Origin of the sequence: Streptomyces sp. NPDC002588 (assembly GCF_040295925.1) — a bacterium.
Classification (GTDB): Bacteria; Actinomycetota; Actinomycetes; order Streptomycetales; family Streptomycetaceae; genus Streptomyces.
In genome coordinates, this window is sequence record NZ_JBEOWF010000001.1 from 179,907 (window position 1) to 202,122 (window position 22,216).

Sequence of the window (22,216 nt, forward strand, 5' to 3'; positions counted from 1 at the left end):
TCAATTCCTACGTTGATCATATGAAATTCGGAATCCCCTCTCGGGTCGCCCTGTCGGCCTGCGCCCTCTGTGCGGCAGGCGCCCTGACCCTCGGACCCACCACGGCCGCCACCCCGGCCGGAGCGGACCCCGGTCCGACGGACGGACCCGGCACCGCACGGACCCACCTCCCGCGGCCCTCCCTCCTGCACCGCCCCGGTACGCAGGTCAGGCCCCATCGGGGCGCACCCGAGGTCCCCGACGTCTCGGCGCTGTCCTGGCTGGTCGCCGACGCCCGCACCGGCGAGGTGCTCGCCGCGTCGAACGCGCACCGCAGACTGCCGCCCGCCAGCACCCTCAAAACCCTGTTCGCGCTCACGGTTCTGCCGGCCCTGCCCGGCGGGATCCGGCACGAGGTCAGCGAGGAGGAACTGAGCGGCATCGGGGCCGGCAGCAGTCTGGTCGGGGTCGCCGAGGGGCGGACGTACTCGGTGACCGACCTGTGGCGCGGGGTGTTCCTCAACTCCGGCAACGACGCCGTGCACGTCCTGGCCGCCCTCAACGGCGGCTGGCGCGCGACGACCGAGCAGATGCAGACGAAGGCACGCGCGCTCGGCGCCCTGGACACCCAGGTCCGCTCCCCCGACGGCTACGACTCCCCCGGCCAGGTGTCGTCGGCCTACGACCTGGCGGTGTTCGGCCGGGCCGGCCTGCGCCGGGCCGACTTCACGCGGTACTGCGGCACGGCGGAGGCACGGTTCCCCGGCGACGCGGGACGGCCGTACGACATCGCGAACACCAACCGGCTGCTGACCGGAAACGACGGCGTCGAACCCTATCCGGGCCTGATCGGGGTCAAGAACGGCTACACGACCAACGCAGGCAACACCCTGGTCGCCGCAGCCCACCGGGGCTCGCGCACCCTCGTGGTGACGGTGATGAACCCTCAGGCGGGCGGCGTGTTCGCCGTCTACGAGGAGGCGCGCGCACTGCTGGACTGGGGTTTCGAGGCCGTCGGCCGGGTCGATCCGGTGGGTTCGCTGGACGCGTTGCGGGCCCGCCCCAGGCCCGCTCCCGGAGCGGCCGCGGAGCCGGTGGCGGTGCCCGTCACCGCGTCCGGGGAAGAGGGTCCGGGCTGGTCGGAGGCCGGGGTGATCGGGGGTGCGGCCCTGCTGGGCGGGGCCGCCGTCGCACTGGCGCTGTGGCCGGCCGGCCGCCGTCCGGTGGAGGGATGACCGACCGGCAGGAACAGCAGCAGACCGAGCGTGACCCACGTGTAGGTGTTGCTGCCCAGGAAGCCGTCGATGCCGGACGCGTCGTCGAACCACAGCCACACCACGCTGGTGCACAGCACCGCGTACAGGGCGCCCGCGACGCGCGGTTGCCCGGCGCGGATCAGGACCGCGAAGGACGGGAGCAGCCACACCAGGTGGTGCACCCATGTGACGGGGCTGACCAGGCAGGCGGCGGCACCGGTGAGGGCGAAGGCCGCCTGCCAGTCCCCCGCGCCCACCGCCCGGCGCGCCCGCCGCGCCCACACGGACAGCACCACCACGACGAGCGCCGCCCACACGGCCTTGCTCTCCAGGCCGAGCCGGGCCAGGACACCCTGGAGGGACTGGTTCGAGACATAGTCGAGCCTGCCCACACGGCCCGTGTCCCACAACGCGCGTGTCCAGTAGAAGCGGGACGCGTCGGGGGCGACGAGGGCCGCCAGCGCCGTGGCGGCCAGCGCGACGCCGGTGGCGACGGCGGCCGCGCGCCACCGCCGGGCGACTAGCAGCAGGCCGATGAAGACCGCGGGCGTGAGTTTCACGGCCGCCGCGAGCCCGATGCCGACACCGGCCCAGCGGCCCCGGCCGCTCGCCAGCAGCCGGCCGTCGGTCAGCACCAGGGCCAGCAGGAGCAGATTGACCTGGCCGAAGCTGAACGTGTCCCGGAGTGGTTCGAACAGCGCGAGGACACAGGCACCCAGGACGACGCCGTACCAGCCGTGCCGCCGCCAGCCGGGCCCGGCGAGGACGCGCACGACGACGGCTAGCGCCGCCAGGTTCAGCAGCAGGGCGGCCGCGATCGCCGTCCGCAGGCCGACCAGCGCCATCGGCAGCATGATGACGGCCGCGAACGGCGGGTAGGTGAAGCCGTACGGCGTGCCCGGCACCCGGTAGTCGTAGACGCGGCCGCCGTGGTGGATCCAGCTGTCGACGGTGCCGTAGTAGACCCGCAGGTCGAACCAGTCCCGAAGCAGCGGGACCGTCGCGGTGAAGAGGGTGACGGCGGTGACGAGACAGCCGAGCAGCAGTAGCCGGCCACGGTCGGTGGCGGGTGCTCTCATGCCGTACGCCCCACCGCGACCGGGGCCTCGGACGCGAGCCGGGCCTGCCACAGGACGACCACCGCGAGCGCGCCGCCGGAGACCGCCAGGAGCAGGCGGCCGGTGTCGGCCGGGCCGCCGTCGGGCAGCACGGCGAGGGCGAGGACGCCCGCCACCGCCGCCATACGATGCCGTACGGAGGTGTCCGGGGCCGCGGCGGCGATGAGGAAGAGGCCCCACAGGGCGTACCAGGGGCGGATCGCGGGGCCGAACGCGGCCACCGTGGCGAGGCTCAGCCCGAGCGCGTACACCGGGCGCGGGCGCAGCCGCCACCATATGGCGACCAGGACCACGGCGGTGACCGCGAGCCCGAAGGCGTGCCAGGCGGGGACCGCCAGCGGGGCCAGGTCGCTGCCGAGGTGTTCCAGCAGAGCGCCGGTGGCCCGCCCGAGGAGGCTGGTGAGGGCCCAGTTCTGCGACGAGACCGGGGTGTTCAGGGCGGCTATCCAGCCGTAGCCGGTGCCCGCGACGGCGGTCGCGGCGACCGTGGTGGCGGCGCAGGCGGCCGCGGTCGTCAGGACGGCCCGCGCGGGGCGGTGGCCCGCTCGCACGGCCAGCACCACGACGGCGGCGAGGCCGAGTATCGCGGGCGCCTTGACCAGGGCGGCGAGGGTGACGAGGACGGCGGCCGGTATCGGACGGCGGCCGAGCGCGGCGACCAGCCCCACCCCGAGCAGGCCCAGCATGATCGCGTCGTTGTGGGCGCCCGCCACCAGGTGCACCAGCACCAGCGGGTTGAGGACGCCCAGCCACAGCGCGGCGGCCGGGTCGGCGCCGCTGTGCCGGGCCAGTCGGGGCAGCGCGGCCGCCATCAGCGCCACCCCGCACAGCGCGACCAGCCGCATGCCGAGCAGCCCGGCGGGCAGCTCGCCGTGCGTCAGCCCGGACAGCGCGGCCGCGACGGCCATGAAGACCGGGCCGTACGGCGCTCCCGTGTGCCGCCACAGCGGGGCGACCTCGGCCGCGAGCGGGCCGCCGAGGTGGGCGGGGCCGTGCGCGTACACGTCCATGTGCGCGTCGACCATGGCGCCCTGGGCGAGGTAGCTGTAGACGTCCCGGCTGAACAGCGGCGGTCCGATCAGCAGCGGCGCAGCCCAGACGGCAAGGACCAGGACCAGGGCACGCGGGGTCGGCGGATCCGAGCCGCGGACCAGGCGGCCGAGGAGGATCCAGGCCGCGGTCAGCACCACCAGCCCGAAGTACACGCCGATGAGGCCCAGCACGGCATGCACGGACGACGGGGCCAGGAGTTCCCGCGCGGGCAGGGCGCCGGCGCTCTCGCCGCCCAGCGCGAGACAGGCCGTTCCGGCCAGGCCCAGGACCTGGCAGCGGCGGAGATCGACAGGGAAAGCCATGGCCAACACTCGGTCAGCGTGTCAACGCCGGGTGGCCGGAACCTGACGTGCCGCCCTCCGGGCGGGGGCCTGCGCGTGACCGGTATGTGATCCCGCGGCCCGGCCGATGAGCGATGAGGTCCGCTCCCTCGACCACTCCTCGCCCCGGATCCCGGGCACTTCTGTCAGAACACCGACACCCCGGTCAGGGTCGTGAAGCGCTCCAGGGCAGCCACGCCCGCCACCGAGTTGCCGCGCTCGTCCAGCCCGGGGCTCCATACGCACAGGGTGCAGCGGCCCGGTACGACGGCGATGATGCCGCCGCCGACCCCGCTCTTGCCGGGCAGCCCCACCCGGTAGGCGAACTCTCCGGCCGCGTCGTACGTCCCGCAGGTCAGCATCACCGCGTTGACCTGCTTGGCCTGGCTGCGGGTGAGCAGTCGCCCGCCTTCGGCGCGGACGCCGTGCCGGGCAAGGAAGGAGGTGGCGAGCGCGAGGTCGGCGCAGGACGCGGTCAGCGAGCACTGGCGGAAGTACTGTTCGAGCAGCACCGGTACCGGGTTGTCGATGTTGCCGTAGGACGCCATGAAATGGGCGAGGGCGGCGTTGCGGTCGCCGTGCGCGGCCTCGGAGGCGGCGACCTCGGCGTCGAAGTGGAGCGCGGGGTTGCCGCTCTCGGCGCGCAGGAACGCGAGGAGTTCACCGGCCGCGTCCGAAGTGCGGCTGTGAAGACGGTCGGTGACGACCAGGGCGCCGGCGTTGATGAAGGGGTTGCGCGGGATGCCCTGCTCGTACTCCAGCTGGACCAGCGAGTTGAAGGGGTTGCCCGACGGTTCGCGGCCCACGTGCTCCCAGAGCTCGTCGCCCTCGCATGCCAGGTCCAGGGCGAGGGTGAAGACCTTGGTGATGGACTGCGTGGAGAACGGCTCGCGCCAGTCCCCCACGCCGTACACCGTGCCGTCCAGTTCGGCGACGGCCATGCCGAAGCTGCCCGGATCGCGGGCGGCGAGCGCCGGGATGTAGTCGGCGGGGCGGCCGCGGCCGGGCGTGCGCTCCATCTCCTCGGCTATGCGTTCCAGGACCGGCTGGAAGGTGCGGGACGACCTCGTTGTCATGATCACTATTGTGCCTCCGCGCCGGTCCTGGCGTGTCGCCGCAGGTGAGAGGTGCGTCAGACGAGGGGTGCTCCGCTGCCCGCCACGACCTCGGGGCGGAGCAGGCCGGCGAGCCGGTCGGCGGGCAGCAGGCCCTTCTCGAGGACGAGTTCGGCGACCCCGCGGCCGGTGACGAGGGCCTCCTTGGCGATGTCGGTGGCCGCCGTGTACCCGATGTACGGGTTGAGGGCGGTGACCAGGCCGATGGAGTTCTCGACGCTCGCGCGCAGCGCTTCCGTGTTGGCGGTGATGCCGTCCACACAGCGCTCGGCGAGGGTGAGGCAGGCGGCGCGCAGGTGGGTGATGGACTCCGACAGGGAGTGCAGGATGATCGGCTCGAAGGCGTTGAGCTGCAGCTGTCCGGCCTCGGCGGCCATGGTGATGGTGACGTCGTTGCCGATCACCTCGAAGGCGACCTGGTTGACGACCTCGGGGATCACCGGGTTGACCTTGCCGGGCATGATGGACGATCCGGCCTGCACCGGCGGGAGGTTGATCTCGCCGAGTCCGGCGCGCGGCCCGGAGGACAGCAGCCGCAGGTCGTTGCAGCTCTTGCTGAGCTTGACGGCGATGCGCTTGAGCACGCCGGACATCTGGACGAACGCGCCGCAGTCCTGGGTGGCCTCGACGAGGTTGGCGGCGGTGACGAGCGGCAGGCCGGTGATCTCGGCGAGGTGTCGGCGGGCCGACTCCGCGTATCCGGCGGGAGCGTTGAGTCCGGTGCCGATGGCCGTGGCACCCAGGTTGATCTCATGGATCAACTGGACGGCCTCGTCAAGACGATTGCGGTCCTCGTCAATCATGACGGCATAGGCCGAGAACTCTTGACCGAGCGTCATGGGGACCGCGTCCTGCAACTGTGTACGGCCCATCTTGAGCACATCGCGGAACTCGACGGCCTTGCGGGCGAATGAGTCCTGCAGTACAGCCATCGCCTTGAGCAGTCCACGTACCGCGAAGACCGTCGCTGTCTTGACGGCGGTCGGGTAGACGTCATTGGTCGACTGCCCGAGGTTGACGTCCTCGTTGGGGTGAAGGTACTGGTACTGCCCCTTCTCGTACCCCAGCAGTTCCAGCGCCCGGTTGGCGATCACCTCGTTGGCGTTCATGTTGGTCGAGGTGCCGGCGCCGCCCTGGATGACGTCGACGACGAACTGTCCGTGCAGTCCGCCCGCGCGGATCTCACGGCAGGCGGCGACGATCGCGGCGGCCTTCTCCGGCGCCAGCAGCCCGAGTTCCTCGTTGGCGAGGGCGGCGGCCTCCTTGACGGCGGCGAGCGCGTCGACGAGGTGCGGGTAGGCGGAGATCGTGGTGCCGGTGATCGGGAAGTTCTCCGTGGCGCGCAGGGTGTGGATGCCCCAGTACGCGTCGGCGGGGACGTCCCGGTCGCCGAGCAGATCGTGTTCGCTGCGGGTGGCGGCGGCGGTCATGAGGGTGCGGCCTCTTTCTGAAGGTGGGGGTGGGGAGCGGGTGACGTCCGATGGGGGTGGTGCCGGCTCGGGCGGTGCGGGATGACGCCCGCCCGAGCCGGTCGGGCACCGGCCCGGTGGTGACCGGGCCGGCGGTAAGGGGGCCGGACGGATCCGGCGGTCCGCCGGTGGCCACCGCGCACACTCGGTGGCCACCGGAGCCTGTCAGGCGCAGGCCCGGACGATGACGGGGTCCAGGGCCCGCGCCGGGCGGACGGAGCCGACCGGTTCACCCCCGCCGAGCAGGGGCTCGCCCGCGAACTCGGTCAGCAGGGCGGGGTTCACGCCGGCCCGGGCGAGGGCGGCCGCGGTGACCGGGACGCGAGCCCGGTTCGCGCCGTCGGAGATCTTGACGGCGACGGCCCTGCCGTCCGGGAGTGCGGCGACCTCTACGCCCTCGAAGCCGTCCTTGGCGAGCAGGCCGGGAACGGCCCGCATCAGGGCGGCCACGTCCCGGCCGGCGCCGGAGGCCATCTCGGCGTGGTCGCGCATGGCGTCCGCGACCCGGGCCTCCGGGGTACCGGGGGCCGCGGTGGTGATGCGGGCGGCGGCCCGGGCGAGGCCGTGCAGGGAGATGGAGAAGAGGGGCGCGCCGCACCCGTCAACGGTGACCTGGGCGATCCGCTGTCCGGTGAGGTCCTCGACGATCTCGGCGATCGCCTGCTGGAGCGGGTGCTCCGGATCGAGGTAGTCGTCGAGGGACCAGCCGTTGAGCTTGCAGGTGTACAGCATGGCCGCGTGCTTGCCGGAGCAGTTCTGGGCGAGGCGGGAGGGCCCGCGGCCCTCGCGTACCCAGGTGTCGCGGACCTCCGGGTCGTACGGCATGTCCTCGACGTTGCGCAGGTCGTCCTCGGTGACGCCGGCCAGCTCGAGGATCTTCCGGGTGCCGGCGAGGTGGCGTTCCTCGCCGGAATGGCTGGCGGCGGCGAGCGAGAGCAGCTCGCCGTCGAGCGGCAGCCCGGCCCGCAGCATGGCGACGGCCTGGACGGGCTTGAGCGCCGAACGCGGGTAGAAGGCCGCCTCGATGTCGCCGAGCTGGAACGCGACCTCACCGCCCGTGCCGAGGACGACGACGGAGCCGTAGTGGATGCCCTCGGTCACCCCGCCGCGGACGAGGTGGGCGACGGGTGCGTGGAGGGGTTCGCGGATCGACGGGGCGTGGGCGAGGGAACTGCTGTACATCACTGCCTGATCACTTGGGGGTTGTCGTGGGCCGGCGCGGGGGTCATGCGTCGGCCTTGGCCGAGGTGCGCGCGAGGCGGCCGCGGATGGCGTACCAGCCCGCTACGAGCGCTGCGCCGATCAGCGGCAGGCACAGCACGGTGGTGCGTCCGGCGCCGCCGTCGGCGTACATGAGGACCAGGACCGAGGCGAGGAAGAACAGGGTGACGAGTTCGGTCCAGGGAGAGCCCGGCAGCCGGTAGGAGGGCCGGGTCAGTTCGCCCTTCTGGGTCTTCTGCCAGAAAAGCAGGTGACAGATCATGATCATGCCCCAGGTGGAGAGGATGCCGATCGCCGCGAAGTTCAGGACGATCTCGAAGGCGTCCGCCGGGACGACGAAGTTCAGGCCGACACCCAGAACACACATACCGCTGGTGAGGAGGATTCCGCCGTACGGGACCTGACTGCGGCTCATCCTCGCGGTGAACCGCGGGGCGGAGCCGTTCACGGCCATGGAGCGCAGGATGCGGCCGGTGGAGTACAGGCCCGAGTTCAGCGACGACATCGCCGCCGTCAGGACCACCAGGTTCATCACGCCGCCCGCCGCCGGGACGCCGATGTTGGACAGGACCGTCACGAAGGGGCTCTCACCGGCCGTGTACTTGTTCCACGGGAGCAGCATCGACAGCAGGACCACCGAGCCGACGTAGAACAGGCCCACGCGCCACATGATGGAGTTGATCGCCTTCGGCATGATCTTCTCGGGGTTCTCGGTCTCGCCGGCCGCGACACCGACCAGTTCGACCGAGGCGTACGCGAAGACGACGCCCTGGATGATCAGCAGCATGGGCAGCAGGCCGTTGGGGAAGACGCCGCCGTTGTCGGTGATCAGGGAGGGGCCGGGGGTGGCGCCGTCCACGGGATGCTGGGTGACCAGCAGGTAGATGCCGATGCACATGAAGATCACCAGGGCGCTGACCTTGACGATGGCGAACCAGAACTCCAGTTCGCCGAAGATCTTCACGGAGATCAGGTTCACCGTGAGGACCACGGCCAGCGCGATCAGCGCGATCACCCACTGGGGGATGTCGGAGAACATGCCCCAGTAGTGGGTGTAGGTGGCCACCGCGGTGATGTCCGCGATGCCGGTGGTGGCCCAGTTCAGGAAGTACATCCAGCCCGCGGTGTACGCGCCCTTCTCGCCGAGGAACTCCCGGGCGTACGACACGAAGGCGCCGGAGGACGGGCGGTACAGGACGAGTTCGCCCAGGGCGCGTACGACCAGGAAGGCGAAGACGCCGCAGACGGCGTACGCGACGAAGAGGGAGGGCCCGGCGTCGGCGAGCCGGCCGCCGGCGCCGAGGAAGAGGCCGGTGCCTATGGCACCGCCGATGGCGATCATGTTGACGTGCCGGTGCTTCAGCGACTTGCTGTAGCCGTGGTCGCCGGCGTCGACGTGACGGGACGAGGGGCGCGTCTCGTCTTTGAGGTGCTGTTCGCTCACGCCTCGGGTCCGCCTTCCAGGGGGGTGCTCGTGCCGGGGGTGCGCACGATGTGGGTGAGGGTCGTCTCGACGCGGTCGAGGTGATGGCTCATCGCCTCCACCGCGTCGGTCTCGGAACCGTCGATCAGCGCTTCGACGATGGCCCGGTGCTCGCGGTTGGACTGCTCGCGGCGGCCGCCCAGCTCGTTGAGGAAGGCCGACTGGCGCGCCAGTGCGTCGCGGATCTCCTCGATGACCCGGCGGAACACCGGGTTCTGGGCGGCCTCGGCGACGGCCAGGTGGAAGAGCGTGTCCATCGCGACCCACGCGGTGGTGTCCGTCTCCCGCTCCATGCGCTCGAGCAGATGGGCCAGGTGGTCCAGGTTCTCCGGGGTGCGGCGCTGTGCCGCGTACCCGGCGACCGGGACCTCGACATGGCGGCGCACCTCCAGCAGGTCGCTGGCCGCGTAGTCGCCGAAGGTGGGGTCCTCGACGGTGTTCGCGATCACGAAGGTGCCCTTGCCGGTCTTGGCGACGGTCAGGCCCATGGTCTGCAGGGCGCGCAGGGCTTCCCGCAGCACGGGCCGGGACACCTCGAGGGTGCGGCAGAGCTCCGCCTCGGAGGGGAGCTTGTCGCCGATGGCGTAGTCACCGCGCTCGATGGCGCCGCGGAGGTGGCCGAGCACCGCCTCCATGGCGCTGACGCGCCGCGGGGCCGAACCAGCTGTCTGGCTGTCTGACAGGTTCACGAGAGTGATGTTCCGGGTGCCGGGCGGGTGATGTCAAGAGCGGTGTAATGAGAAATTCAACGGGCGGGAAGCCTGAATGCAGACTTCCCGCCCGGCGCGGCGACGAGGACCGTCAGCTGTTCAGGGCTCCGGTGCTCAGCAGCCCGAGCAGCAGCACACCGACGACGAGCCGGTAGGCCACGAACGCGTTGAAGGAGTGCTTGGCGACGAACTTCAGCAGCCAGGCGATGGAGCCGTACGCCACCACGAACGACACGACGGTGCCGACGACCAGCGGGGCGGCGCCCACACCCGCGCCGAGGGCGTCCTTGAGCTCGAACAGGCCGGCGCCGGTGAGGGCCGGGATGCCCAGGAAGAACGACAGCCGGGTTGCGGCGACACGGTCCAGGTCGAGGATGAGCGCGGTGGACATGGTGGCGCCGGAGCGGGAGAAACCGGGGAAGAGCAGCGCGAGGATCTGGGAGCTGCCGACCAGCATCGCGTCCTTGAACGTGGTGTCGTCCTCGCCGCGCTTGTGGCGGCCCATCTGGTCGGCCGCCCACATCACACCGCTGCCGACGATCAGCGAGCCCGCCACCACCCAAAGGGAGGCCAGCGGCCCCTCGATGAGCTTCTTGGCGCCGAGGCCGACGACGACGATCGGGATCGTCGCGTAGATCACCCACCAGGCGAACTTGTAGTCGTGGTGGTGGCGCTCCTCCTTGTTCCGCAGTCCGCGGCCCCAGGCGGAGACGATCCGCACGATGTCCTTGAAGAAGTACACGAGGACGGCCGCGATCGCGCCGACCTGGATGACGGCCGAGAACGCCACGACGGCGTCGTCGTCGACCGGGATGCTCATCAGGCCCTCGGTGATCTTCAGGTGGCCGGTGGAGGAGACGGGGAGGAACTCGGTCACTCCCTCGACGGCTCCGAGGACGACGGCTTGACCGACGGAGATGGCGCTCATGGAATCCAGTTCTGGGTGGTCGACAACTGCGGTGGACAGTCCTACCAGTCGAGGGCCTGCGGGCGCGGACGCGCCATACCGGTCACGGCCACAGCGCCTGACCGGTCGCCACTCCGGCGAACGCGGCCCCGAGACCCGCCAGCACGCTCCCGACGGCATTGACGGCAGCGTAGAGGCCCGCGCCGGCCTCGGTCAGCCGCAGGGTCTCGTAGGAGAACGTGGAGTACGTCGTCAGCGCCCCGCAGAAGCCCGTTCCCAGGAACAATCGCAGGTCGGGGGCTACGTGGGCGGCTCCGGTGAGGATGCCGAGGACCAGACAGCCGACGACGTTCACGGCGAAGGTGCCCCAGGGAAGGACCGAGTCGTGCCGGGACTGCACCGCGCGGTCGGTGAGATAGCGCAGCGGGGCGCCGATCATGCCGCCCGCGACGACCACCAGCCAGTTCACAACGAGTTCTTACCCTTCGTGTCCGGTTCGCCCGGGTTTCCTCCGCGGCCCGCATACCGGATGACCTGGCATTCGTCGAGGACGACGAGTCCTTCGGTGACGAGTTCGTCGAGCTGGGGCAGGAAGGCGCGGACGCGCTCCTCGGTGTCGACGACGACGACGGCGACCGGCAGGTCCTCGCTGAGCGAGAGCAGCCGGGAGGTGTGGATCAAGGAGGAAGCGCCGAAGCCCTCGATGCCCCGGAAGACACTGGCACCGGCGAGACCGGCCGCGTGGGCCCGGTGGACGATCTCCGTGTAGAGGGGCCTGTGGTGCCAGATGTCGTTCTCGCCGACGAGGACGGTCAGCCGCAGGGCACCGCCGGTCAGTCTGGTCATCGCTGCCTCCCGCCGAACAGGCGGCGGGTCGCGAGGGCCGCGAGCCACACCGCCGCGAGTGCCGCGCACAGGGTCGCGGCGAGGTACGCCAGGGCGGTGCCGGCCCGGCCCGCGTCGGCCAGCCGCTGGATGTCGACGGCGTAGGTCGAGAAGGTGGTGAAGCCGCCGAGGACACCGGTGCCGAAGAAGGGCCGCACCAGCCGGTGTGTGGTGCGGACCTCGGTGACCAGCACCAGGAAGACGCCGATCACCGCGCAGCCGACGACATTCACCCAGAAGGTCGTCCACGGGAAGCCCCCGGCCTCCGTGGGCCACCACAGGGAGGCCGCGTAGCGGGCGACGGCGCCGATCGCCCCGCCTGCGGCGACCACGGCGACCACCGGGACCTGACTGGTCCCGGCGTTCCTGCGCGGGGCGCCGGTACGGAGGCTCTCGGCCTCCGGGGCTGTCATGTCGTAGGTCTCCTGCCCGGCCCTGGATCACGGCTGGGCACCAGGGTAGGCCTTGTCCGCCCGGGCCGTCCTATCCGGTCACCGGCGCCTCGCAGACCGCGAGGCCGCGCTCCCACAGGCTGCCCAGGACCAGCCGGCCGCCGGTCTCGCAGACGCTGGTGACCATGCGGTAGCCGGAGCGGCGGCGGGTGAGGTGCCGGGTGATCCGGCCGTCGTCGTCGACCGCGAGCACCCCGGTCGTCCCCGAGGGACGGAAGGGGGCGCGCAGGGCGAGCCGGGCGGCGCGGCGGCGTACGGCGGGGGTGGCGCGGTGGAGGAGGTCGAGGGGCGGGACGCGCGGGCCCGCCAGGGCGACCCACACGGGCCCGTCGGGGGCTCCGCGCCACAGGTTGTCCGGGAAGCCGGGCAGGTTCTCGACGAAGGGCTCGGCCTGTCCGGCCCGGGGACCCCTCAGGTGGAAGCGGGTGAGGCGGCGGGCGCCGGTCTCGGCGACGATCAGGAACGAGTCGTCGGCGCTGCGGGCGATTCCGTTCGCGAACTGCAGCCCGTCCAAGAGGACTTCGGCCTGGGCGGCACCTGCTTCGAGGCGCAACAGGCGTCCCGTGCCGGTGTGTTCGACGATGTCGCCCATCCAGTCCTCGAGCGGGTGGATACGGCTGGAGGTGGTGAAGTAGACCGTGCCGTCGGGCAGCGCGACGACGTTGCTGCAGAACCGCAGCCGCTCCCCCGCCGCCGAGTCGGTCAGGACCCGGACGTTCCCGGTGCCGCCCTCGGGGTCGACGCGCAGCAGGGCACCGTCGGCGTCGCACACCAACAGGTCGCCGTCCGGCAGGAGTTCGAGGCCCAGCGGGCGGCCGCCGATCTCGGCGATGTGCTCCACCCGGGCCGTGGGCGGGTCGTCCAGCCCGTGGATCCGCAGGATCCGTCCGTCCGACACCCCGGTCAGAACGCGCCCTCCGGGATCGGCCACGACGTCTTCGGGCCCGTGCCCGGGAAGAGTGAGGTACCTGATCGGGACGAGGGCCGTCCGACGGTCCATGGGGGGGTCCGCCCTTCCTCGAGGAGAAGGCCATCCTCGCAGACAGGGTCGGAGGAATTATGTCGCGTTCATGGTCTTGTGCCGGGTTTTTTCCGGAAACTGCTCTGCCGGTTTCTCCTGGTTTCTCCTCGTTTCCCCTCTCGCTGTCCGCGGTTCTCCGCCGCTCCGGCCCGCCGCCCGTCACCAGCCTTTCTCGAACATCCGCGCCACCTCGGCGATACGGATCTCGTCTCGCCGGTAGTACACACGCCGCTTGACGCGCTTGACGCGCAGCAGGCCGATGCGGGTGAGCAGGGCGAGGTGGGTGTCGGCCACCCGGCGGCGCACCCCGAGTTTCGCCGCGACGGCGTCCGCCGTGACGCCGTCCTCGACGAGGTCGCCGTGGCGCTGGGGCGGGAAGTGCCGGGCGGGGTCCTTCAGCCACTCCAGGATGTCCAGTCGTCTCTCACCAACGGGAGCCCTCAGCATCGTCGTTCCCCTCCGTCCGGTCCTCCTCGTACCGTGTCTTCCCACTCTTCCGCAGTCGGGGGCGCCGTGTCCCGGACTCTGTGAGGTCGCCCCGGCGAACGGTCCCGCCGGACAAGGATGTCCGCTGCACACGGAGGCCCGGCCGCGTGGTGCGGCCGGGCCTCCGGTTCACACGGCCGGGATCAGCGGTGGCTGAACCACGCCATCGAGGAAAGCGCCTTGTCGTCGTAGCCGAACAGGGCCTGGTTCTCCCATCCGTTGCCGGAGGTGGCGTCGGCCGGGTCCCAGCCGTTGCCGGAGACGGCGGTCCAGGTCGCCTCCCAGTAGAAGACGCCGAGACCGCGGCCGTTCGGGACGGCCTCCACGATGTTCGCGACGGCGTTCATCCAGGCGAGCTGCCCCGCGGCGGTCGCCGGGTAGCCGGTGACCAGTTCGCCGGTGGTGTCGATCTGGTTGACGAGCGAGTCGTCGCTGTCGAGCCGGAAGGGGTAGGCCGTCTCGGCGATGAAGACCGGCTTGCCGTACCGGGAGGCCACGTCGTCGAGGGTGGTCTGGGCGGCGGCCGGCGAGCCGTGCCAGTAGCCGTAGTACGACAGGCCGATCAGGTCGTAGTTGATGCCGTACGTCTTGGCGTTGTCGAACCACCAGCGGACGGTGGAGTCGTCACCCGCGTTGGCGAGGTGCAGCGCGACCTGCGTGCCGGAGGAGACCGCCTTGACGGCGCTGTAGCCGGAGTTGATGAGGCCGGCGAGCTGCGCCCAGTTGTCGGTGGAGCCCTCGGACCACAGCATGCCGCCGTTGATCTCGTTGCCGACCTGGGCCATGTCCGCCGTGGTGCCCTGGGACTTGAGGGCATTGAGGACGTCGTAGGTGTGGTTGTAGACGTCCGTCTTCAGCTGGCTGTACGAGTGGCCGGACCAGGCGGCCGGCTTCGTCTGCTTGCCCGGGTCGGCCCAGGTGTCCGAGTAGTGGAAGTCGACCAGCAGCTTCATGCCGGCGGCCTTGATCCGCTTGGCCATGGCCAGCACGCGCGTCTTGTTGTTGTAGCCGTCGGCGGGGTTCACCCACACCTTCAGGCGCGCGTAGTTCATACCGGCGTTCTTCAGAATGGTGACCGCGTCGCCGGCGGTACCGGAGCTGGTCCTGTATACACCGCCGAGAGCCTCGCTCTTGGCGAGCGACGAGATGTCGGCACCCTTGATGGACAGGCCGGTCGAGCCCGACGCGAAGGTCAGGTCGTCGACATTGATCCAGTTGCCAGCTTTCGCGTCACTGTTGATGCTGATCGTGCACTGGTTGTTCGTCACATTGACCGACGTGACGATCCGGACCCAGCTGCTGGTGGACACCGGCAGGGCCGTGCGCTGTTCCGAACTTCCGCAGTTCTTCAGGGCTATGTAGGCGGAGTTCTGGCCGCCGCCGGAACGGACCCAGGCGGTGAGCGTGTAGGTGCCGTTGGTCAATCCGGACAGGTACTGGTACGTCTCCACCTTGTAGGCGGAGGACGAGTAGTGGCTCAGGCGGTAGCTCCCGCCGTGTCCACCGGACTCGGTGTACGAGGCGCCGGTGTCGCCGTACTCCGACCAGCCGGTGGGCGAGCCCACGCCCGCGCCGTCGGCTTCGAAGCCGCCGTTGGTGAGCGTGGCGGCCGCCCGGGCGGTCTGCGCGGGCAGCGCGGTGAGGGCGAGCCCGGCCAGGAGCGGGAGCAGCAGGGCTCTGAGAGTGCGTCTGGGATGGAACATCGTCGTCCGTCGTCCCTTCGACGTGATGGGGGTGGGTTCCCTCGGGGAGGGCCCCTCCGCCCGCGGCTCGCGGCTCCACGGGCGGAGGGGAGTCGGCTCAGCCGTCGAGTCGGACGACCCGGACGGCTCCCGCCGGGACCGCGAGGCGGCCGGCGGCACGTTCGCCCGTCAGCAGTTCGGTGCCGGACGTGTCCAGCGGCACCTTGGCGTCGGTGGCGGTGTGGTTGATCGCGAACAGATAGCTGCCGCTCTCGCCGGAGCGGCGGACGACCTCGACGTCGTGGGGCAGATCGGCGCGCGGGGCGAGGCGCGCGTCCTCGGCGGCCCAGCCGAGCAGGGCGTCCAGCCCCTCGTGGCCGAGGCGGGTGGAGACGTACCAGGCGGTGCCCTCGCCGAGGCGGTGCCGGGTGACGGCCGGGTGGCCCGCGGTGAGGCCGTCGGCGTACGTCCAGACGGTCTCGGCGCCGTGCGGCACCACGAACTCGCTCCACACGTCGCCGCTCAGCTCGGAGCCGTCCGGCCCGGTGAGCCGGATGGCCTCGCCGGGGAGGAGCGGCGAGAACTCCTCGACGGTCAGGCCGAGGACATCCCGCAGCGCGCCCGGGTAGGCGCCCTCGTGGACGGCGTCGTGCTCGTCGACGATGCCGGAGAAGTACGACACGACGAGGGTGCCGCCGTTCTCGACGTACTCCCTGACGTTGTTCCCGGCCGCCTCCGTCATCAGGTACAGGGCGGGCACCACGACCAGCGGATACGACGACAGGTCGGACTCCGGGTGGGCGAAGTCGACGGTGAGGTGGCGGTCGTGGAGGACCTCGTAGAAGGAGTCGGCGCGCTCGCGGGCGTCGTGGTCCTCGCTGGGCCGCCAGGAGAGGTTCTGCGCCCACCAGGAGTGCCAGTCCCAGAGCACGGCGACGTCGGCCTCCGTGCGGGTGCCGCGGATCGGGCTCAGCGAGTCCAGGGAGGCGCCGAGTTCGACCACCTCGCGCCACACGCGCGTGTCGGTGCCGCCGTGCGGGAGCATCGCCGAGTGGAACTTCTCGGCGCCCCGCCGGGACTGCCGCCACTGGAAGAACATCGCGCCCTCGGAGCCGCGGGCCACATGGCCGAGGGAGTTGCGGGCCATCTGGCCGGGGGCCTTGGCCGGGTTGCGCGGCTGCCAGTTGACGCCCGAGGTGGAGTGCTCCAGGAGGATCCAGGGGGCGCCGCCGGCGACGGAGCGGGTGAGGTCGGCGGCCATCGCGAGGTTGACGTGGGTGCGGCGGCCGTCGGTGATCAGGTAGTGGTCGTTGGTGACGATGTCGACCTCGCGGCCCCAGGCCCAGTAGTCGACGGAGTCGCACTGGCTGAGGGCCGTCATGAAATTGGTGGTGACCGGGACACCGGGGGCGAGGCGGTGCAGGATGTCCCGCTCCGCCACGAAGTTCTCGCGCATGGTGGCGTCGGCGAAGCGCTTGTAGTCGAGCGCCTGGCCCGGGTTGCCCACGGTGGGCGTGGCGCGCGGCGGGTTGACGTCCTCGAAGCTCGCGTAGCGCTGGCCCCAGAAGGCGGTGCCCCAGGCCTCGTTCACCGCGTCGACGGTGCCGTACGTGGTCTCGAGCCAGCGGCGGAAGTGGGCGGCGCAGGAGTCGCAGTAGCAGGCGGAGACGGGCACGCCGTACTCGTTGTGCACATGCCACATGGCGAGCGCCGGGTGGTCGCCATAGCGCTCGGCCAGCCTGGTGGTGATGTCCGCCGCCGCGGCGCGGTAGTCGGCGTTGCTGTGGCAGATGGCCCCGCGCGAGCCGAACTCGTAGCGGACGCCCTCGGGGGTCACGGGCAGCGCCTCGGGGTGGTTGCGGAAGAACCAGACCGGCGGGACGACGGTGGGGGTGCCCAGGTCGACTCGGATGCCGTTCTCGTGCAGCAGGCCGATGATCCGGTCCAGCCAGCCGAAGTCGTGCACCCCCGGCGAGGGCTCCAGGAGGGCCCAGGAGAAGATTCCGAGACTCACCATCGTGACGCCGGCCTCGCGCATCAGCCGGACGTCCTCCTGCCAGACGCTTTCCGGCCACTGCTCGGGGTTGTAGTCCCCACCGAAGGCGAGCCTGGTGAGGCCCCTGGGGGTGGTCTCCGGCATGGATTTTCTCCCGTTTGATCGAACATTTGGGAACGTGCACACATCACGGTGGCGGTGCTGGCCCCACATAACCGCACAGCAACAACCATTGACAAGTGTCCGGGATGTTTCTCTACTGTGAACGCTCACAGAGAGCATGACGGGGCCTCGCGACGGGCGGGGACCCAGGTCGTGCCATTCGCATGGCAGGTTTCCGCATCCGGCGGGGACCCAGGTCAGGGGAGAGATCCATGCCCATCACGAAGCGCCGTCGGTTCCTTGGATACGCAGCAACCGCTGTTGCCGTCGCCCTCGGCAGCACCGCCCTCACCGCCTGCGGCTCGTCCGACGACGACAGCGGTGCCCAGTCCGGTCCGGTCTCGCTGACGTACTGGACCTGGACGCCCGGCATGGACAAGGTCGTCGACCTCTGGAACAAGGGCCAGGGCAAGAAGGACCAGATCACCGTCACGGTGAAGAAGCAGGCGTCCGGCGACACGCTGGTCACCAAGATCCTCACCGCGCACAAGGCCGGCAAGGCGCCCGACCTGGTCCAGGCCGAGTACCAGGCTCTGCCGACGCTGGTCAGCAACGACGCGCTGGCGGACATAGCCAAGAACGTCGGCGACGCGAAGAGCAGGTTCGCCGACGGCGTCTGGCAGCAGACGACGCTGGGCACGGACGCGGTGTACGCGGTGCCGCAGGACATCGGCCCGATGATGTTCTACTACCGCGCCGACCTCTTCAAGAAGTACGGCCTGACGGTCCCCACGACCTGGGAGCAGTTCGCGCAGACAGCCCGCGCGCTGAAGAAGAAGGCCCCCGACAAGGACCTGACCACGTTCTCCGCCAACGACTCCGGTCTGTTCGCGGGTCTCGCCCAGCAGGCCGGCGCCAAGTGGTGGACCACCTCCGGCGACAAGTGGAAGGTCGGCATCGACGACGCGGCGACCAAGAAGGTCGCCGACTTCTGGGGCGGCCTCGTCAAGGAGGGCGCCATCGACAACCAGCCGATGTACACCCCGGCCTGGAACAAGGCGCTGGACACCGGCCAGCAGATCGCCTGGGTCTCCGCCGTGTGGGCACCCGGCACCCTGACCACCGCCGCACCCGACACCAAGGGCAAGTGGGCGATGGCCCCGCTCCCCCAGTGGTCGGCCGGTGAGAACGTGACCGGCAGCTGGGGCGGGTCCTCCACGGCCGTGACGACGGACTCGAAGCACAAGGAGGCCGCCGCGAAGTTCGCCGCCTGGCTGAACACCGACGGTACGGCCCTGCAGGCGCTGGCCAAGGAGAGCGGCATCTACCCGGCGGCCACGAACGCCCAGACCAGCGGCGCGTTCGCCACCCCGCCGGACTACTTCTCGAACCAGGCGGACTTCTACACCAAGGCCGCGGAGATCGCGAAGACGACGGCGCCCTCGGCCTGGGGTCCGAACGTGAACGTCGCCTACACGACCTTCAACGACGCCTTCGGCGCCGCCGCGAAGAACAAGTCGGACTTCTCCGCCGCCCTGGCCAAGATGCAGCAGGCCACGGTCAACGATCTGAAGAAGCAGGGCTTCGAGGTCTCCGAGTGACCAGCGCCCGCCGGACGTCGTACGGGGTCAAAGGGGCCCCGTACGGTTTCCTCCTCCCCGCGACGATCCTCTTCGCCCTGTTCTTCGCACTGCCCATCGGGTACGCGGTCTGGCTCAGCTTCCACAAGGTGAAGGTGTCCGGGCTCGGCCTGGGCGCGGGCGCCCGGAAAGAGATCTGGGCCGGCATCGAGAACTACACCGACGCCTTCACCGACAGCGAGCTGCTGGACGGCACGCTGCGTGTGCTGGGATACGGCTGCATCGTGGTCCCGGTGATGCTGGGTCTCGCCCTGCTGTTCGCGCTGACCCTGGACTCCGAGAAGGTGCGGCTCGCGCCGTTCACCCGGCTCGCGATCTTCCTGCCGTACGCCATTCCCGGTGTGGTGGCGGCGCTGCTGTGGGGCTTTCTGTACCTGCCGTCCGTCAGCCCCTTCTTCTTCGTGCTGGACAAGCTGGGCCTGCCGCAGCCGGACCTGCTCAGCGGCGGCCCCCTCTACCTCGCACTGTCGAACATCGCGGTCTGGGGCGGCACCGGCTTCAACATGATCGTCATCTACACCTCGCTGCAGGCCATCCCGGCCGAGGTGTACGAGGCGGCGAAGCTCGACGGCGCCACCCCGTTGCAGATCGCGCTGCGGATCAAGATCCCGATGGTGGCGCCCTCGCTGGTGCTGACCTTCTTCTTCTCGATCATCGCCACGCTCCAGGTGTTCAACGAGCCGATGACCCTCAAACCGCTCACCAACTCGGTGTCCACGACGTGGAGTCCGCTGATGAAGGTGTACCGGGACGCGTTCGGCACGGGCGACATCTACCAGGCGGCCGCCGAGGCCGTGATCATCGCCCTCGCCACGCTGGTGCTGTCCTTCGGCTTCCTGCGGGCGGCCAATCGTCGCAACAGGCAGGAGGCAGCGAGATGAGTTCTCTTGCCGTACAGAAGATTCCGTCGGCGGCCGGTGCGGCCGGCACGGCGCAGGGCCGTCCGCCGCTTCGCAGTCGGATCGCACTGGTCCCGACGGTCACGCTGCTCCTCGGCGCGCTCTACTGCCTCCTGCCGGTGGCGTGGGTGGTGATCGCGTCCACCAAGTCCGGCAGCGAGCTGTTCTCCACGTTCACCTTCCTGCCGGGCACGGGCTTCACCGACAACGTCAAGGAGCTCAGCGCCTACCGCGACGGCGTCTACTGGAAGTGGATGGGCAACTCGGCCCTGTACGCCGGTCTCGGCGCGCTGCTGTCGACGTGTGTGTCGGCCGTCAGCGGCTACGCGCTGGCCACCTACCGCTTCCGCGGCCGTGAGTCGATCTTCAACGTCCTGCTCGCGGGCGTGCTGATGCCGCCGATCATCCTGGCCGTCCCGCAGTACCTGCTGATGGCGAAGGCCGACCTCACGGACTCCTACTGGGCCGTGCTGCTGCCGCAGATCCTCTCCCCGTACGGCGTCTATCTCTCGCGCATCTACGCGGCCGCGGCCGTGCCCGGTGACGTGGTCGAGGCCGGGCGGATGGACGGGGCGGGCGAGTGGCGGATCTTCACCCGGATCGCGCTGCCGATGATGATCCCCGGACTGGTGACGGTGTTCCTGTTCCAGTTCGTGGCGGTGTGGAACAACTTCCTGCTGCCGTACATCATGCTGAGCGACGACGAGAAGTTCCCGATCACGCTGGGTCTGTTCACGCTGCTGGAACAGGGCTCGAACCAGCCCGCGCTGTACACGCTGGTGATCACCGGCGCGTTTCTGGCCGTGATCCCGCTGGTGGCGCTCTTCCTGGTCGTTCAGCGGTTCTGGAGCCTGGATCTGCTGTCCGGAGCCGTAAAGTCATGACCATGAACAATGGTGCGGGGGGCCGCCGCAAACCGCCGACCATCCACGACGTCGCCCGCGAGGCAGGGGTCTCACGGGGCACCGTCTCGAGGGTGCTCAACGGCGGGCACTACGTCAGCCCGAGTGCGGCGGAGGCGGTCAATGCGGCCATCCGCAAGACGGGTTACGTCGTGAACCGGCACGCGCGCTCCCTGATCACCGGCCGCTCGGACTCCGTGGGTTTTCTGCTGACCGAGCCGCAGGAGCGGTTCTTCGAGGACCCGAACTTCAATGTGCTGCTCAGCGGCTGCACCCAGGCGCTGGCGGCGCACGACATCCCGCTGCTGTTGATGCTGGCGGGCACCAAGGACGAGCGGCGGCGCATAACGCGCTACATCACGGCCGGTCACGTCGACGGAGTGCTGCTGGTCTCCAGCCACTCCGGCGACCCGGTCGCGGAGCAGCTGCGTGAGGCGGGGGTGCCCCTCGTCCAGTGCGGCAAGCCCATGGGGCCCGGCTCGAAGGTGAGCTATGTGGCGGCGGACGACCGGGACGGCGCCCGTGACATGGTGCGCCATCTGCTGTCGCTGGGCCGCCGCCGGATCGGCATGGTGAGCGGCCCGCTGGACACGCCGGGCGGCGTCGACCGCCTCGCCGGCTACAAGGAGGTGCTCACGGAGGCGGGCGTCGAGATCGACGAGCGGCTCATCGCCTCGGGCGACTACAGCCGGGCCAGCGGCGAGGCGGGCATCGAACGTCTGCTGGAGCGGGCCCCCGACATGGACGCCGTGTTCGTGGCCTCCGACCTGATGGCGCAGGGCGCTCTCACAGCGTTGCGCCGGGCGGGCCGCCGGGTCCCCGAGGACGTGTCCGTGGGCGGCTTCGACGACTCCGTCGCGGCGATCGAGGCCACCCCCGCGCTCACCACGATCCGCCAGCCCTACGACCGCATCAGCAACGAGATGGTGCGGGTGCTGCTCGCCCAGATCGGGGGCGAGGACCCGGCGGCGGTGATCCTGCCGACGGAGCTGGTGAAACGGGACTCCACGTGAGGACCGCACCGGTCAGGATCGGAGAAGCGGTCGCGGGGTGTTCGGGCCTAGCGTGAAACCACCGGCGCATCCCGCCGGACCACGCGAGGACCGAGGAGTGACCACGATGACCACCACGGGCGTTCAGACCGTCATCTACCCCGTCAAGGACGTCGACCGGGCGAAGGCGCTGTTCAGCGCGCTGCTCGAGGTCGAGCCGTACGCCGACGAGCCCTACTACGTCGGTTTCAGGGCCGCCGGCCAGGACGTCGGCCTCAACCCGCACGGCCATGCCCAGGGGCTGACCGGGCCGGTTCCCTACTGGCACGTCTCCGACCTCCGCGGGCGGCTCGCGGCCCTGGTGGAGGCGGGGGCAGAGGTGCTCCAGGACGTGCAGGACGTCGGCAACGGCCGACTGATCGCCGCCGTGAAGGATGCGGACGGCAACCTGGTCGGGCTGCTCCAGGACCCCTCGTAGAAAAGTGCTTGCAACCACACTAGTTGCACTGTAAACAAACGGCGCAACGG

20 protein-coding genes and 1 pseudogene are annotated in these 22,216 nt (G+C 70.6%); 6 read left to right on the top strand and 15 right to left on the bottom strand.

Annotated elements, in window-relative coordinates:
* Positions 1–20 precede the first annotated feature (20 nt).
* Positions 21–914, top strand: a pseudogene (locus tag ABT057_RS00825) (D-alanyl-D-alanine carboxypeptidase family protein); the annotation flags it as partial.
* Positions 915–949: 35 nt separating this feature from the next.
* On the opposite strand, the gene ABT057_RS00830 reads toward ABT057_RS00825, so the two are convergent.
* The 15 genes from ABT057_RS00830 to ABT057_RS00900 form a co-directional block, all read right to left on the bottom strand.
* Positions 950–2,314 (bottom strand): glycosyltransferase family 87 protein, encoded by a 1,365-nt coding sequence (locus ABT057_RS00830; protein ID WP_352340049.1) that lies wholly within the window; start codon positions 2,312–2,314, stop codon positions 950–952.
* Positions 2,311–3,708, bottom strand: coding sequence for a polyprenol phosphomannose-dependent alpha 1,6 mannosyltransferase MptB (mptB, locus tag ABT057_RS00835; protein WP_352340051.1), 1,398 nt, complete (start codon positions 3,706–3,708; stop codon positions 2,311–2,313). The genes ABT057_RS00830 and mptB overlap by 4 nt, the downstream gene beginning before the upstream one ends.
* Before the next feature lie 164 nt (positions 3,709–3,872).
* On the bottom strand, positions 3,873–4,802 hold the full coding sequence (locus ABT057_RS00840) for a glutaminase (RefSeq protein ID WP_352340053.1): 930 nt from the start codon (positions 4,800–4,802) through the stop codon (positions 3,873–3,875).
* A 56-nt stretch (positions 4,803–4,858) separates the two neighbouring features.
* Complete coding sequence (gene aspA / locus ABT057_RS00845) at positions 4,859–6,271, bottom strand: aspartate ammonia-lyase (protein ID WP_352340055.1); 1,413 nt, start codon at positions 6,269–6,271, stop codon at positions 4,859–4,861.
* Between the two features lie 204 nt (positions 6,272–6,475).
* A complete protein-coding gene (locus ABT057_RS00850; protein ID WP_352340057.1) occupies positions 6,476–7,492 on the bottom strand; it encodes an asparaginase in 1,017 nt (338 codons plus the stop codon).
* Between the two features lie 43 nt (positions 7,493–7,535).
* Positions 7,536–8,975 (bottom strand): amino acid permease, encoded by a 1,440-nt coding sequence (locus tag ABT057_RS00855; protein ID WP_352340059.1) that lies wholly within the window; start codon positions 8,973–8,975, stop codon positions 7,536–7,538.
* Complete coding sequence (locus ABT057_RS00860) at positions 8,972–9,649, bottom strand: FadR/GntR family transcriptional regulator (protein ID WP_352340582.1); 678 nt, start codon at positions 9,647–9,649, stop codon at positions 8,972–8,974. The genes ABT057_RS00855 and ABT057_RS00860 overlap by 4 nt, the downstream gene beginning before the upstream one ends.
* 166 nt (positions 9,650–9,815) lie before the next feature.
* Positions 9,816–10,652, bottom strand: a complete 837-nt coding sequence (locus tag ABT057_RS00865) for an undecaprenyl-diphosphate phosphatase (RefSeq protein WP_352340060.1) — start codon at positions 10,650–10,652, stop codon at positions 9,816–9,818.
* 82 nt (positions 10,653–10,734) lie between these two features.
* Positions 10,735–11,100 carry a fluoride efflux transporter CrcB gene (gene crcB, locus ABT057_RS00870; RefSeq protein WP_352340062.1) on the bottom strand — a complete coding sequence of 122 codons (366 nt, stop codon included), beginning with the start codon at positions 11,098–11,100 and terminating at the stop codon, positions 10,735–10,737.
* Positions 11,097–11,477: a DUF190 domain-containing protein gene (locus tag ABT057_RS00875; protein WP_352340064.1), complete on the bottom strand. Its 381-nt coding sequence runs from the start codon at positions 11,475–11,477 to the stop codon at positions 11,097–11,099. Before ABT057_RS00875 ends, crcB (ABT057_RS00870) begins: the two co-directional genes overlap by 4 nt.
* Positions 11,474–11,929 carry a fluoride efflux transporter CrcB gene (gene crcB, locus ABT057_RS00880; RefSeq protein ID WP_352340066.1) on the bottom strand — a complete coding sequence of 152 codons (456 nt, stop codon included), beginning with the start codon at positions 11,927–11,929 and terminating at the stop codon, positions 11,474–11,476. The genes ABT057_RS00875 and crcB (ABT057_RS00880) overlap by 4 nt, the downstream gene beginning before the upstream one ends.
* Before the next feature lie 70 nt (positions 11,930–11,999).
* Complete coding sequence (locus tag ABT057_RS00885; protein WP_352340067.1) at positions 12,000–12,968, bottom strand: SMP-30/gluconolactonase/LRE family protein; 969 nt, start codon at positions 12,966–12,968, stop codon at positions 12,000–12,002.
* A gap of 180 nt (positions 12,969–13,148) precedes the next feature.
* Complete coding sequence (locus ABT057_RS00890) at positions 13,149–13,436, bottom strand: ArsR family transcriptional regulator (protein ID WP_352340068.1); 288 nt, start codon at positions 13,434–13,436, stop codon at positions 13,149–13,151.
* A 182-nt stretch (positions 13,437–13,618) separates the two neighbouring features.
* Positions 13,619–15,178: a glycosyl hydrolase 53 family protein gene (locus ABT057_RS00895; RefSeq protein ID WP_352340070.1), complete on the bottom strand. Its 1,560-nt coding sequence runs from the start codon at positions 15,176–15,178 to the stop codon at positions 13,619–13,621.
* A 97-nt stretch (positions 15,179–15,275) separates the two neighbouring features.
* Positions 15,276–17,297, bottom strand: a complete 2,022-nt coding sequence (locus tag ABT057_RS00900) for a beta-galactosidase (protein ID WP_352340072.1) — start codon at positions 17,295–17,297, stop codon at positions 15,276–15,278.
* Positions 17,298–17,527: 230 nt separating this feature from the next.
* Here ABT057_RS00900 and ABT057_RS00905 point away from each other — a divergent pair, with 230 nt between their 5' ends.
* From ABT057_RS00905 to ABT057_RS00925, 5 genes are all read left to right on the top strand, one after another.
* Complete coding sequence (locus ABT057_RS00905) at positions 17,528–18,856, top strand: ABC transporter substrate-binding protein (protein ID WP_352340074.1); 1,329 nt, start codon at positions 17,528–17,530, stop codon at positions 18,854–18,856.
* A complete protein-coding gene (locus tag ABT057_RS00910; RefSeq protein ID WP_352340076.1) occupies positions 18,853–19,776 on the top strand; it encodes a carbohydrate ABC transporter permease in 924 nt (307 codons plus the stop codon). The genes ABT057_RS00905 and ABT057_RS00910 overlap by 4 nt, the downstream gene beginning before the upstream one ends.
* Entirely contained in the window at positions 19,773–20,678 is a 906-nt protein-coding gene (locus ABT057_RS00915) for a carbohydrate ABC transporter permease (protein WP_352340078.1), read from the top strand. The genes ABT057_RS00910 and ABT057_RS00915 overlap by 4 nt, the downstream gene beginning before the upstream one ends.
* A complete protein-coding gene (locus tag ABT057_RS00920; RefSeq protein ID WP_352340080.1) occupies positions 20,675–21,709 on the top strand; it encodes a LacI family DNA-binding transcriptional regulator in 1,035 nt (344 codons plus the stop codon). The genes ABT057_RS00915 and ABT057_RS00920 overlap by 4 nt, the downstream gene beginning before the upstream one ends.
* Positions 21,710–21,815: 106 nt before the next feature.
* Positions 21,816–22,166 carry a VOC family protein gene (locus ABT057_RS00925; RefSeq protein ID WP_352340082.1) on the top strand — a complete coding sequence of 117 codons (351 nt, stop codon included), beginning with the start codon at positions 21,816–21,818 and terminating at the stop codon, positions 22,164–22,166.
* The last annotated feature ends 50 nt before the right edge of the window (positions 22,167–22,216 follow it).

Excerpts from the sequence above, each read along its gene's own strand:
- ABT057_RS00830 (WP_352340049.1), bottom strand. The coding sequence starts at position 2,314 with ATGAGAGCACCCGCCACCGACCGTGGCCGGCTACTGCTGCTCGGCTGT.
- mptB (WP_352340051.1), bottom strand. The coding sequence starts at position 3,708 with ATGGCTTTCCCTGTCGATCTCCGCCGCTGCCAGGTCCTGGGCCTGGCC.
- ABT057_RS00840 (WP_352340053.1), bottom strand. The coding sequence starts at position 4,802 with ATGACAACGAGGTCGTCCCGCACCTTCCAGCCGGTCCTGGAACGCATA.
- aspA (WP_352340055.1), bottom strand. The coding sequence starts at position 6,271 with ATGACCGCCGCCGCCACCCGCAGCGAACACGATCTGCTCGGCGACCGG.
- ABT057_RS00850 (WP_352340057.1), bottom strand. The coding sequence starts at position 7,492 with ATGTACAGCAGTTCCCTCGCCCACGCCCCGTCGATCCGCGAACCCCTC.
- ABT057_RS00860 (WP_352340582.1), bottom strand. The coding sequence starts at position 9,649 with ATGGAGGCGGTGCTCGGCCACCTCCGCGGCGCCATCGAGCGCGGTGAC.
- ABT057_RS00865 (WP_352340060.1), bottom strand. The coding sequence starts at position 10,652 with ATGAGCGCCATCTCCGTCGGTCAAGCCGTCGTCCTCGGAGCCGTCGAG.
- ABT057_RS00875 (WP_352340064.1), bottom strand. The coding sequence starts at position 11,477 with ATGACCAGACTGACCGGCGGTGCCCTGCGGCTGACCGTCCTCGTCGGC.
- crcB (WP_352340066.1), bottom strand. The coding sequence starts at position 11,929 with ATGACAGCCCCGGAGGCCGAGAGCCTCCGTACCGGCGCCCCGCGCAGG.
- ABT057_RS00885 (WP_352340067.1), bottom strand. The coding sequence starts at position 12,968 with ATGGACCGTCGGACGGCCCTCGTCCCGATCAGGTACCTCACTCTTCCC.
- ABT057_RS00890 (WP_352340068.1), bottom strand. The coding sequence starts at position 13,436 with ATGCTGAGGGCTCCCGTTGGTGAGAGACGACTGGACATCCTGGAGTGG.
- ABT057_RS00895 (WP_352340070.1), bottom strand. The coding sequence starts at position 15,178 with ATGTTCCATCCCAGACGCACTCTCAGAGCCCTGCTGCTCCCGCTCCTG.
- ABT057_RS00900 (WP_352340072.1), bottom strand. The coding sequence starts at position 17,297 with ATGCCGGAGACCACCCCCAGGGGCCTCACCAGGCTCGCCTTCGGTGGG.
- ABT057_RS00905 (WP_352340074.1), top strand. The coding sequence starts at position 17,528 with ATGCCCATCACGAAGCGCCGTCGGTTCCTTGGATACGCAGCAACCGCT.
- ABT057_RS00915 (WP_352340078.1), top strand. The coding sequence starts at position 19,773 with ATGAGTTCTCTTGCCGTACAGAAGATTCCGTCGGCGGCCGGTGCGGCC.
- ABT057_RS00920 (WP_352340080.1), top strand. The coding sequence starts at position 20,675 with ATGACCATGAACAATGGTGCGGGGGGCCGCCGCAAACCGCCGACCATC.
- ABT057_RS00925 (WP_352340082.1), top strand. The coding sequence starts at position 21,816 with ATGACCACCACGGGCGTTCAGACCGTCATCTACCCCGTCAAGGACGTC.